Consider the following 11,835-nt stretch of genomic DNA (forward strand, 5'->3'; position numbering starts at 1 on the left):
CGTCAGCGCGCCGCCGCCTCGGTGTGGTGGCCGTGATCGTGCAGGAACCCGCCGCCCGGCGTCGAGGAACCACCGGCGCCGGCACCGGCGCCGCCGTCGTCGGCGGTGAGGATCGACGTGTCGAACGCGAAGGTGATGATCGCCGACGCGAGCGCATCGGAGTTCACATCCAGCGCGGTCCGGTTGACGTTGCCCGTGAGACGCTGCTTCACCGAGCGGGCGAGGTCTTTGTAGAGCACCTCGTCCTGGCCCTCGCCGGTGAGGTTGTCGCATAGCTGGTGGTAGCAGGGGTCATAGGCGACGCCCGCCAGGCCGCCGAAGCGTGCGGCCTCCTCCTCGGTCTTGATGCCCTCGGCGCCGGTGAACAGGCCTCCCGCCGGGATGCCGACGGCGATGAAGGGCCCATAGTCGGAGCGACCGGAGAACTCGGTGTCCTGGAACGGCACGCCCTGCGAGGCGTAGAACTGCTCGAAGACGTCCTCGATCTGCGCGGATCCGGCCGGGATGAAGCCCTCCGGAGCGGTGCCGCTGGAGTTGTCGCCGTCGTACACGCCGTAGACGTGGTTCGGTGAGCCGATCATGTCGAAGTTCAGGTAGAGGGCGATGTCGTCGATCTGCTCCGGCGTGAGGTTCGAGACGTAGTAATCGGCTCCGAGGAGGCCTTCCTCCTCCGCGCCCCACCAGGCGAAGCGCACGGTGTTCGTGGGATCCACGCGCTGCATCTGGATCGCCGTCTCGAGAAGCGCGGCGCTGCCCGATCCGTTGTCGTTGATACCGGCGCCCGCCTGGACGCTGTCGAGGTGTGCGCCCGCCATCACGACGTTGCCGTCGTCACCGGTGTTCGTCTCGGCGAAGACGTTGTAGGTGGCGCGCTCCTCGGAGAAGTAGTCGACCGTCACGGTGACGGTCGCGCCGGGGGTCGCAGCGAGGTCCTCGCCGACCGCCGACGACGTGAACACGGCCGGGATCGTCAGGCCCGTGGCATCCCCGCTCATCTGGACGAGCCCGGCACGGCCGTCGTTCGTCACGATCACCGCGGCGGCGCCGGCGGCCTGCGCATTGAGCGCCTTCACGACGAAGTCGCACGTGCCGCGCTGGACGAGCGCCACGCCGCCGGCGGGGAAGCCGGTGAAGTCGTCGGCCTCGCACCCGCTCGTGCTCGTGCCGTCTGCCGGGAAGGGCGTCACCAGATCGACGGGCACGAGCGCGCCGGTCGCCGTTCCTTCCGGCGCGCTGGGGTCGAAGCCGTTGCGGAGGAAGTCCTGCCCGTCGACCCACGTCGTGGCCGGGTCCTGGCGGCTGAGCGCGCTGTTCTCCTCGGTGTAGGTGAAGGGGAACTCCTGGACCTCGGGGTCGTAGCCCGCTCGGGTGAGCTCCTTGACGATGTAGTCGACGGATGCGTCGTAACCGGGCAGACCCGACGCGCGGTTGCCGTCGTTGGCGTCGGCGATCTTCTGGAACTGCCGGAGGTGGTTCATCACCTGGCTGATCTTGACGGCCTTGACGATCTTCTCGGGCGTGTCGGCAACCGGTACGGCATAGGCCGGTGCGGCCAGTCCCATGGTGGCGATCACGGCTGTGGCGGCGGTGACCGCTGCGATCCTGCGCTTCGTGAGCGGCATGGCTCTCCCTTCGGATGTCGGCGACCTCGTCGACGCCGACCCTCCCGACCGTAGTGACGCGGGGGCGGGCGGGGAAGGAAAATCTGCGCAGATGAGAGGGGTCTCATCCGGGTCGCCCGTTGCCCATGCAGCATCCCACTGATAAAGTTGAGTCATTACGACTCAGGTTTGAGTCCCGCGATTTTCAGGAGAACTCATGCAAGCCACGCAGATGCCCGGGCACGAGGAGCAGCAGAGCGCCCTCGAGCAGTTCGGGATCAACCTCACCGACCGTGCCCGGCAGGGCAAGCTCGACCCCGTGATCGGGCGCGACAGCGAGATCCGCCGGGTCAGCCAGGTGCTCACCCGGCGCACCAAGAACAACCCGGTGCTGATCGGCGAGCCCGGTGTCGGCAAGACCGCTGTGGTCGAGGGTCTCGCCCAGCGGATCGTCGCCGGCGACGTCGCCGAATCGCTCAAGGACAAAGAGCTCATCACCCTCGACATCTCCGCCCTCGTCGCGGGGGCGATGTACCGCGGGCAGTTCGAGGAGCGCCTGAAGAGCGTGCTGAAGGAGATCACCGAATCCGACGGTCGGATCATCACGTTCATCGACGAGCTGCACGTGCTGATGGGTGCCGGCGGCGGCGAGGGATCGGTCGCCGCTTCGAACATGCTCAAGCCCATGCTCGCGCGCGGCGAGCTGCGCCTCATCGGCGCGACGACGCTCAACGAGTACCGGGAGTTCATCGAGAAGGATGCCGCGCTGGAGCGTCGCTTCCAGCAGGTCTACGTCGGAGAGCCGTCGGTCGAAGACACCGTCGCGATCCTGCGGGGCCTCAAGGAGCGGTACGAGGCGCACCACAAGGTCGCGATCTCCGACGGGGCGCTGGTCGCCGCGGCATCCCTCTCCCATCGGTACATCCCCAGCCGCCAGCTGCCCGACAAGGCCATCGACCTTATCGACGAGGCCGCCTCGCGCCTGCGGATGGAGATCGACTCGGCGCCGCTCGAGATCGACGAGCTGCGCCGTCACGTCGACCGGCTGAAGCTCGAGGAGCTCGCGCTGAAGAAGGAGAAGGATGACGCCTCGCGCGAGCGTCTCGCGGTGCTGCGCGACAGTCTCGCGAAGGAGCAGGCGAAGCTCGACGAGCTGCAGGCGCGCTGGGAGCGGGAGCGGTCGTCGCTGAACAGGGTCGGCGACCTGAAGACCCGGCTGGATGCCGCCCGCATCGAGGCAGAGCGCGCGCAGCGCGAGGGCAACCTCGAGAAGGCGTCGCGCATTCTGTACGCCGAGATCCCGCGGCTCGAGCGCGACCTCGTCGAGGCCGAGCGCGAGGAGCCCGCCGGTGACCGGATGGTCAACGACCAGGTGACCGAGGAGGACATCGCCGCGGTGATCGCGGCGTGGACCGGTATCCCGGTCGGACGCCTCATGCAGGGCGAGACCGAGCGCCTGCTGCACCTGGAGAAGGAGCTGGGCAAGCGCATCATCGGTCAGCGCGAGGCGGTGCGCGCGGTGTCCGACGCGGTGCGCCGGTCTCGCGCCGGCATCAGCGACCCGAACCGGCCGACGGGGTCGTTCCTCTTCCTCGGCCCGACCGGCGTCGGCAAGACCGAGCTGGCCAAGGCCCTCGCGGAGTTCCTCTTCGACGACGAGCACGCCATGGTGCGCATCGACATGTCGGAGTACGGCGAGAAGCACTCGGTCTCGCGGCTCGTCGGCGCCCCGCCCGGGTACATCGGGTACGAGCAGGGCGGTCAGCTCACCGAGGCCGTCCGGCGGCGTCCGTACTCGGTGGTGCTGCTCGACGAGGTCGAGAAGGCCCACCCCGAGGTGTTCGACGTGCTGCTGCAGGTGATGGACGACGGGCGCCTGACCGATGGGCAGGGGCGCACGGTCGACTTCAAGAACGTGATCGTGATCCTCACCTCGAACCTGGGGTCGCCGATCCTCATCGACCCGACGCTGTCGACCGAGGTCAAGCGCGAGCAGGTGCAGGCGCTGGTCCGTCAGGCGTTCAAGCCCGAGTTCATTAACCGCCTCGACGACATCGTGATCTTCCAGGCCCTCACCGAGGACGATCTCGCCCAGATCGTGGAGCTCGCCGTCGACCTGCTGCAGCGTCGGCTGAAGGATCGGCGTCTGACGCTGGCCGTCACCCCCGACGCCCGCGCGTGGCTCGCCGAGCGCGGGTACGACCCGGTGTTCGGGGCACGGCCGCTGCGTCGTCTCATCCAGTCCGAGATCCAGGACCGCCTCGCGATGGCGATCCTGTCTGGCGGGGTGCGCGACGGCGACCTGGTGCGGGTCGACGTCGCCGCCGACGGGTCGGCGCTGGTGCTCACGAGCGACGGTCCTGCGGCGGGGCCGGGCGGCGGAGCGGCGGAGGAGGACGAGGTCATCGAGGCGATCCTCGAAGACTGACCCCTCCCTCCCGCCCGCGGGGGTGCACTCCCTCCCCGCGAGGGTGCACTCCCTCCCCGCGAGGGTGCACCCCCTCCCCGCGAGGGTGCACCCCCTCCCCGCGAGGGTGCACTCGTCCGATAGCTTCGGGGAATGCGGATCGTCCGGGCGCTGTGGGGATCGTCCCATCCCGGACCGACCCTCGTCGTCACCGCGCTCTCGGCAGGCCTCGGCATCGCCGCGGGGCTGGAAGCCTGGCGCATCACGCTGCTCGCTGTCGCGGTGTTCTTCGGCCAGCTGTCGATCGGCATCTCCAATGACGCGATCGACGCCGATCGTGACCGCGCGGTCGGCCGCACCGACAAGCCGATCGCGCGCGGAGACGTCGGCGTGCGAACGGCGTGGATAGGTGCGATCGTCTGCGCGATCGTGGCGCTTGCGCTCTCGGCGCCGCTCGGCTGGGCGATGCTGGTCGTCCACGCCGTGGTCATCCTGTCGGGGTGGATCTACAACCGGCCCCTGAAGTCGACCCCGCTGTCGATCGTCCCCTTCCTCGTCGCGTTCGGATCGTTCCCGTCGCTGGCGACCCTCAGCGCCCCGAACCCCTCCCTCGCGCCGGTATGGGCGAGCATCGCCGGTGCGACGCTGGGTGCCGCCGTGCATCTGACCAACGTGCTGCCCGACCTCGACGCCGATCGCCAGACGGGGGTGCGGGGGCTGCCGCACCGGCTCGGCGCGCGCCTGTCGGCGGTGCTCGCCGCTCTCGGTGTCGTGGCTGGGGCGCTGGCTGTGCTCCTCGGACCGGTCGGGGGCGATGTCTCGCGGATCTCGGTGGTGTCGTGGGTGCTCTTCTCCGCTGTCGTCGCCGTCGCCGTCCTCACCGTCGTGCTGACGGCCAACCGCGCCCCCGGGCGAACGCTCTTCCGGCTGGTGATGCTGTCGGCGCTCCTCCTGGCGGCCCAGCTCATCCTGTCGGGCGGCGCCTTGCGCGGGTGAGGCGCCCGCCAGGGCCCGACACGCCAAGCGGCGCGGGGCACGTTCGGGCATGGGCCCGCTCGCCCTAGCCTGTCGTTGTGCGCGGCCGTCGGATCTATGTCGAAACGACGATCGCCGCGGACATCGAGACGGTCTGGCGGCTGACGCAGGACCCCGCTGCCCACGTCCGATGGGACATCCGCTTCTCCCGGATCATGCCGGGTCCGGTTGCCGAACCGGATGCTGGGGAGCCGACGCGCTTCCGATACGAGCGCCGGACTCCCCTTCGCACAATCCGCGGCACCGGCGTGAGCCTGGGTGAGCGTCTCCGGCCGGACGGCACTCGCACCTCGGTGTTACGGTTCCACACCCGTGACCGACTCTCGCCGATCCGCGCCGGTCGCGGCTTCTGGCGATACGTGCCCGACGGGAACCGGACCATCTTCATCACCGGCTACGACTACGAGGCGGGCTGGGGACAGCTCGATCGGGTCGTCCGGCCCCTTCTCGGCTGGGCGACGGCGTGGAGCTTCGATCGGCTGCGCATCTGGGTCGAGACCGGGGTTCCGCCCGAGCAGTGGCCGCTGAGGAGCGCGCTGTGGTGGTGGCGCCGCGACCGCCCGCGCGCGGCGAGGTGTGCGCGGACGCCGACCCGTGCCCGTCGCGAATCGGGTGTCGCCACGGTTCCGGCGACCCTCGACGCGCTTCCCGACCCGAAGGATGACGCGTGATGTCGATGTTCGCCGAGGTACTGGGGAGCGACTTCACCCGTTTGCACCCCATGATGCAGCGGCGCTTCGGAGTGGGGCTCGCGTCGGCCGAGGCGTGCGTCGGGCGCGGGGTGATGTCATCCATCCGGCGAGGACCGTGGTGGACCGTGCCGTTCCTCCACATCGGCCGGCTCCGCAACATCCTCGTCCCCGATGTCGGCGAGAACGTGCCGTTCGTCATCGAGAACTATCCCTACCGGGATCCGTTCGGGCGTGAGACGGTCACCTTCGTGCGCGAATACGTCGTGCGCGGCACGCGACGGCGGTTCGACGCCACGATGATCCGAGACGCCGACCGCATCGTGGACTACCTCGGCACTCACCAGCACCTCGCGGTCGACCTGGACCTCGCCGTCGACGACCGCGGCGGGCTCGAGCTGCGGTCGGACGCGCAGCGGTTCTACGAGGGCCCGGTCGCGTTCTCGTTCCCGATGCTCTTCAGCGGCCGGGCGGTCCTGAGGGAGTGGTTCGACGAGTCGGACGAGCGCTTCCACGTCGATCTCGAGGTGCGAAACGCTCGGTTCGGCTTCCTCTTCGGCTATCGCGGGAGCTTCACGTGCGAATGGATGCCGGCGACCGACGCTCCGCCGAGGCTCAAGCCCCGGCGGCACGAGCGCCGGACCTGAGGGTCAGGGGGCGACGACGCGGAAGGTGCAGGCGCGGGCGCGCGGAGTGATGGTCTCCTCGACCGATGAGGGCGCGTCGGCGTACTTCGCCCAGAGAGCCTCGTCGATGCGGTCGTTGATCGGATCGTCGACGGGCACGGGCTCGAGCGCGACGCGCTCACGCGGAAGCTCGAGGGCGGCTTCCTTGTCGCGTTCGGCCACCGCGCCGTCGCGCATTGCGAACGCGACCTCGCGACCGGCCGTCACGTGGCGATACCACCACGCCTTCTCGCCGTAGGCGGAGCGCACATAGGGGACGCCGTCGATCACGACGGCCCAGATCGGGGTGGCGGTGGGCGACCCGTCCTGGCGGCGGGTGATGATCGCGACGACCTGCGTCGCGTCGAGGTGGTTCACGACATCGGAGAAGCTCACGAAACCACGCTACGCGTCGATGGCGAGGCCGGCCAGCGCGTGCACCCTCGCGGGTGGGGAGTGCACCCTCGCGGGTAGGGAGTGCACCCTCGCGGGGAGTGGGTGCACCCTCACGCGTCGAGGTCGAGGCTCATCGCGTAGGCGTGGGCGAAGGCGCGACCAGCCGGGCCAGCGAGGAGCACACGCAGCGCCGCGCGCCGCGCGCGATCCCCGGCCGCGCCGAGCGGTCGCCCGAGCCCGGTGTTGAGCGACGCGAGCATCGCCGCGCGCCGCGCGGAGGCCACCCGGCGCCGCTCCCATCGCGCGAGCTCTGCGTCAGGTGCGTCGCCGCCGCGCGCCCACGCCGCCACGAGCGGCGCGAGGGTGACGGCATCGAGCAGCCCCAGATTCATGCCCTGCCCACCGATCGGGCTGACCTCGTGTGCCGCGTCGCCGATCACCACGACCCTCCCGCGACGCAGCCGCGGTGCGACGGCCCGGCGCACCCGGAACGACGTCGCCCCCGCGATCGAGGCCGCCGCGTCCGCCCCGACGCGGTCGGCGACAGCCTCCCGCAGCCGTGCGGTGCGCGCCGTCGGGGCATCGTCGTCAGGCGACGGATCCCACGCGACGAACCGCCGCAGCCCACCCGGCATCGGAAACGACTCCAGAACGCCCCCGCGATCGAGGTGCACCTCGGCCACCGGTCGACCGCCGGCCGGCGCGTCGGACATGAGATACCGGTCGGCGTATTCGCGCGCGGCGACGGCGCCGGGGCGGTAGACGAGATCGCGCGCTCCCGCGCCCGAGGCCACGATCACCACCGCCGCGCGCATCTCGCCGGGCCCGCCCGCCCGCTCGACACCGATCCGCACCGCATCGCGGTCGGCGACGACACCTCGCACGGTGACCCCCCGCTCCACGGCCGGCGCGGCATCCGTCAGAACCCGTTCGGTCGCGGCCTGGGGCAGGGTCGCGACGAAGGGGAAGCGGCGCGACAGCCGATCGAATCGCACCACCCCCAGCACCTCACCGTCCGCGCGCGCCTCCCCCCGATCCACGCGCAGCGCCTCGGCGAGCAGGCGCTCGGTGTATCCCCCCGGTTCGAGGGCGGCAAGCGACGGCGAATGAAGCCCGATCGCCCGTGATCCGGGCCCCGCGACCGGCCGACGCTCGATCACCGTGACGTCGCAGCCGAGGCGTCGCAGCTCGGCGGCGGCCAGCAGACCGACGGGTCCGGCGCCCACGACGACGACGTCAGGCATGGCGGGCCTCCGCCACGGCCAGCACCCGGAACGGTGCCGGCTGTTCGACCCGCCACCCCGGCCCGAGGGCGGCTGCGAGCTCGGGAGCGGTATACGAGCGACGGATGCTGCGGAGCCCGTCCGTCCGCAGGAACGAGCCCGGGGCGAGCGGCGTGATCCCCACGGCATACAGCCCGTACGCCAGGTGCCCGCGGGCGATGTCGCCGTGCAGCACGAGCCCCTGGGACAGAGCCCGCGAGTCGTCGCGGAACGCCGCGAACGCGGCCGGGTCGAGGTGGTGCAGCACGTGGTTGGAGAGCACGAGGTCGAATCGGTCGCCGCGTGATCGCAGCGCGCCCGAGTCGGTGGCCTCGAACCGTATGCCCGAACCGGCATACCGCGTCGCGACCGAAAGCGCCCGCTCATCGGGGTCGACGCCGAGCCACTCGGCCGCCAGCCCGTCACGGCGCGCGAGCGCGGCGAGCCGGGCGATGACGTCGCCCCCGCCGCATCCGAGATCGAGCACCCGGGCCGGGCGTCCGAGCCCGCGCAGGTACGGCGCGACCCGCGACCGGTAGACGGCGCCCCATCCCGATACCAGGCGGTTGACCACCGCGAAGCGGCGGAGGGTCGCATGCAGGCGCGAGAGATCGCACGCGGGGTCGTCCATCAGCTCCCGCAACTGCGTGTCGCGCACCGCGAGGGTCACGCGTGCCCGCCGGTGCGCGCGGTGAGCAGAGCCGATTCCACGGTCAATCCCGGGCCGAAGGCGAGCGCGGCGACGCGGTCGCCCTCGCCCAGATCGCTCTGCAGCAACCGCTCGAGGATGAACAGGATCGTCGCGCTCGACATGTTGCCGTAGTCACGCAGCACCGCCCGCGACGTGTCGAGCGCGGTATCCGAGAGCTCGAGACCCTGCTCGACCCGGTCGAGCACGCTTCGACCGCCCGGGTGCACGGCCCACGTCGTCGGCTGTTCGCCGCCGAGGAATCCCCCGACGGCGTTCCGGATCTCGCGACCGATGATGCGGGGGACTTCGGCCGAGAGGGTCATGAGGAAGCCCTCGTCGCCGATCGTCCAGACCATGTCGGACTCGCCCTCACTGGTCAGCGTCGTGGCGAAGCGGTCGAGCTCGAGCGTCGCGCCGGGTACCCCGGCCGCCAGATCAGCGCGGGCAGTGACGATCGCTGCGGCCGATCCATCGGCGAACACCGACGCGGCCACGATCTGCTGCGGGTCGTCCGAGGCGCGGATGTGCAGCGAGCAGAGCTCGGTGCATACGACCAGCACGACGGCCTCCGGCTGGGCCGCGCAGATCCGCGCGGCCGCACGAAGCCCCGGAAGCGCCGCCGCACAACCGATGAACCCGAGGTGATACCGCTCGACGGTTGTGCTCAGTCCCAGATCGCGGACGAGCCGGTAGTCCGGGCCCGGCGCGAAGAAGCCCGTGCAGGAGACGGTCACGACATGGGAGACATCGGATGCCGCGACCCCGCCGTCCTCGAGCGCGGCGCGTGCGGCCCGCGCGGAGAGTTCGGGTGCGAGCGCCGTGTAGGCGGCGTTGCGGTCGCCCGTCGACGGCCGGTTGAGGGCTCCTGCGGCGCTGATGAACCCGCCGCCGGGCGCGGCCGGCGCGGCCGCTTCTCCGACCGACCCGAACTCGTGCAGCACGGTGTGCCGGCGATCGATCGCCGCGGCGTCGAAGGCGGCGCCGATCAGCCGGCCGGTGAGCCGGTCGACGCCGGGCTGCCGGACGAAGAAGTCGCGCACATCGCTCTGGGCGAGCGCGGTGGCGGGAACCGCCGTGCCGATGGAGAGGATGCGTGCGACCATGCTCACACTCAACCACGCCCGGCACCGGGTCGGGCCGGGGCTTGCGTCCCGTGGGAACGGCTCCTAGGCGTCTGCGTGCGCGTCGGGCAGCTCCCGCATCCCCCAGAAGGGGCCGATCACCACGAACAGGCACGACAGCAGTTCGCCGGCTGCGGCGATCCACAGGGTCGGCACTGTGCCGATCCAGGTGCCGAGGGCGCCGGCGACGAGTGCGGCGATCGGCATCACGCCCCAGACGACGAAGCGGATCGAGGCATTCATCCGCCCGAGCAGGCGCGCGGGGGTGATGCGCTGCCGGAATGTGACCTGCGTGATGTTGTACAGCAGCACCGAGAAGCTCAGCGCGAAGAACTGGATGACCAGCAGGGGGAAGGCGAGCTCGGGGACGAGCGAGATCGCGGGGAGGAAGAACGGCACCAGGCAGAAGATGATGGCGCTGATCGGGATGGCGCGCGCCTCGCCGATGAGCTTCACGATGTGCGGCGTCGCGATGGCGCCGAGGAGGCCCCCGACGGCCGAGAGCGAGAACACGATGCCGAGCATCTCGGGGGAGAGACCGAGCTCGCGCAGCACGAAGATCGGCAGCAGTGTCGTGGCGATCGTGCCGAAGAAGTTCGCGGTGCCGGTCGTGCAGACGATGCGGCGGAGCAGCGGATTGCCGAACACCCAGCCGAGCCCCTCGCCGATCTCGCGGTGCAACGGACGGCGGCTCTCGCGCTCGTGGGGCGGTTCGTGGTCGCGGGTGAACAGCAGGGCGACGAAGGAGGCGAGGTAGGTGGCCACGGTGGCGAGGATCGCGACGGGGGCGGCGAGCACGCCCACGAGCCAGCCGCCCACCGCCGGCCCCGCGAGCCCGGCGACCTGATGGGTCGCTTCGAGCTTGCCGTTGGCCTCGGCGATCTGGTCCGGCCGCACGAGCGAGGGGATGAGGCTCTGGTACGACACGTCGAAGAAGACGGTGGCGACACCCATCACAAGCGCCACGGCGATGAGGTGCCAGATCTCCAGGATCCCGGCGAACCAGAGCAGCGGCAGCGAGCCGAGCGCGAGCGCTCGGACGAGGTCAGCCCAGATCATGACGTGGCGCTTTCGCATCCGATCGATCCAGGCGCCGGCGGGCAGGCCGACGATGAGGAAGGCGGCGACGTTGGCGGCGTTCAGGACGCCGACCTCCCACTCGGTCGCCTGCAGCAGGATGACGGCGAGCACCGGAATCGCGAGCTCGGTGATCTGCGAGCCGAACTGGCTGAACGCCTGGCCGGTCCACATCGTGAGGAAGTTGCGGTCGCGCCAGAGCGATCCTTTCGCTGCGGTGTCGGCCGCGACTGATTGAGACATGTCGATCAGTGTGACCGGCTGATTGAGGAAAGTCAATCGGTGTGATTGAGTGAGGGGGTGAGCAGCGGACGCGTGGAGCTGCGCCCCGGCGATCCGGAAGCCGAGGCGCGGATGCGTGCGCTCAGCTCACCCCTGCGACTCCGGGTGCTGCGACTGTGCGCCTTCGAGGCGCGGACGAACAAGGAGCTGGCGGAGCTGCTGGGTGTGAACCCCGGGACGATGCTGCACCACGTCCGGACCCTGGTGAACACCGGGTATCTCGCCGCCGAGGCGGAGCGCGCAGGTGCCCAGGGTGCGCGCGAGGTGCCCTACCGGGCGACCGGCCTGTCATGGCGGACTTCGATGCCGGGCGGTTCGCACGTCCTGGTCGAGACGTTCCTGCAGCAGATCGAGGGGGTCGCCGACGACGACCTCGACACGACGTGGCTGGGGCTGAAGCTCAACGACGCGCACAGGGAAGAGCTGCAGGAGCGGCTCTACGCGCTGGTGAACGAGTTCAAGGAGCGCGGACCCGACCCCGACGGCGAGACCTACTCGCTCTTCACGGTCCTGCACCCCGACAAGAACCCGCCCGCCGCGCACTCGTGACGCCAACTCCTGCAATCCGCGCCCAGAACCGCGAATAACGCCCCGAGGCCGGCGGATCTG

Annotated in this window: 11 protein-coding genes; 5 read left to right on the top strand and 6 right to left on the bottom strand. The window is 70.7% G+C overall.

Annotated elements, in window-relative coordinates; all coding sequences use genetic code 11:
• Positions 1-2: 2 nt before the first annotated feature.
• Positions 3-1,622 carry a M28 family metallopeptidase gene (locus tag FBY40_RS03365; protein ID WP_160141335.1) on the bottom strand — a complete coding sequence of 540 codons (1,620 nt, stop codon included), beginning with the start codon at positions 1,620-1,622 and terminating at the stop codon, positions 3-5.
• A 196-nt stretch (positions 1,623-1,818) separates the two neighbouring features.
• On the opposite strand from FBY40_RS03365, the gene FBY40_RS03370 reads away from it, so the two are divergent.
• The 4 genes from FBY40_RS03370 (at position 1,819) to FBY40_RS03385 (ending at position 6,379) form a co-directional block, all read left to right on the top strand.
• Positions 1,819-4,029 (top strand): ATP-dependent Clp protease ATP-binding subunit, encoded by a 2,211-nt coding sequence (locus FBY40_RS03370; protein ID WP_141936384.1) that lies wholly within the window; start codon positions 1,819-1,821, stop codon positions 4,027-4,029.
• Positions 4,030-4,161: 132 nt separating this feature from the next.
• The gene (locus FBY40_RS03375; RefSeq protein ID WP_141936386.1) at positions 4,162-5,004 is read left to right on the top strand and encodes a UbiA family prenyltransferase; all 843 of its coding nucleotides are present in this window, start codon (positions 4,162-4,164) and stop codon (positions 5,002-5,004) included.
• A gap of 77 nt (positions 5,005-5,081) precedes the next feature.
• Positions 5,082-5,714 (top strand): SRPBCC family protein, encoded by a 633-nt coding sequence (locus FBY40_RS03380; RefSeq protein ID WP_141936387.1) that lies wholly within the window; start codon positions 5,082-5,084, stop codon positions 5,712-5,714.
• Positions 5,714-6,379 (top strand): DUF4166 domain-containing protein, encoded by a 666-nt coding sequence (locus tag FBY40_RS03385; RefSeq protein ID WP_141936389.1) that lies wholly within the window; start codon positions 5,714-5,716, stop codon positions 6,377-6,379. Before FBY40_RS03380 ends, FBY40_RS03385 begins: the two co-directional genes overlap by 1 nt.
• A 3-nt stretch (positions 6,380-6,382) precedes the next feature.
• Here FBY40_RS03385 and FBY40_RS03390 read toward each other — a convergent pair whose 3' ends face one another.
• From FBY40_RS03390 to FBY40_RS03410, 5 genes are all read right to left on the bottom strand, one after another.
• Positions 6,383-6,793, bottom strand: a complete 411-nt coding sequence (locus FBY40_RS03390; protein ID WP_124291848.1) for a DUF2255 family protein — start codon at positions 6,791-6,793, stop codon at positions 6,383-6,385.
• Positions 6,794-6,903: 110 nt separating this feature from the next.
• Positions 6,904-8,037, bottom strand: coding sequence for an FAD-dependent oxidoreductase (locus FBY40_RS03395; RefSeq protein WP_141936391.1), 1,134 nt, complete (start codon positions 8,035-8,037; stop codon positions 6,904-6,906).
• Complete coding sequence (locus tag FBY40_RS03400; protein ID WP_141936392.1) at positions 8,030-8,725, bottom strand: methyltransferase domain-containing protein; 696 nt, start codon at positions 8,723-8,725, stop codon at positions 8,030-8,032. The genes FBY40_RS03395 and FBY40_RS03400 overlap by 8 nt, the downstream gene beginning before the upstream one ends.
• A complete protein-coding gene (locus FBY40_RS03405) occupies positions 8,722-9,849 on the bottom strand; it encodes a type III polyketide synthase (RefSeq protein WP_141936394.1) in 1,128 nt (375 codons plus the stop codon). The genes FBY40_RS03400 and FBY40_RS03405 overlap by 4 nt, the downstream gene beginning before the upstream one ends.
• A 63-nt stretch (positions 9,850-9,912) precedes the next feature.
• Positions 9,913-11,187 (bottom strand): MFS transporter, encoded by a 1,275-nt coding sequence (locus FBY40_RS03410; protein ID WP_141936396.1) that lies wholly within the window; start codon positions 11,185-11,187, stop codon positions 9,913-9,915.
• A gap of 111 nt (positions 11,188-11,298) precedes the next feature.
• Between FBY40_RS03410 and FBY40_RS03415 the strand changes: the two genes are divergently transcribed.
• Positions 11,299-11,775, top strand: a complete 477-nt coding sequence (locus tag FBY40_RS03415) for a winged helix-turn-helix domain-containing protein (protein ID WP_141939993.1) — start codon at positions 11,299-11,301, stop codon at positions 11,773-11,775.
• The last annotated feature ends 60 nt before the right edge of the window (positions 11,776-11,835 follow it).

Source organism: Microbacterium sp. SLBN-154, from assembly GCF_006715565.1.
Taxonomy (GTDB): Bacteria; Actinomycetota; Actinomycetes; order Actinomycetales; family Microbacteriaceae; genus Microbacterium.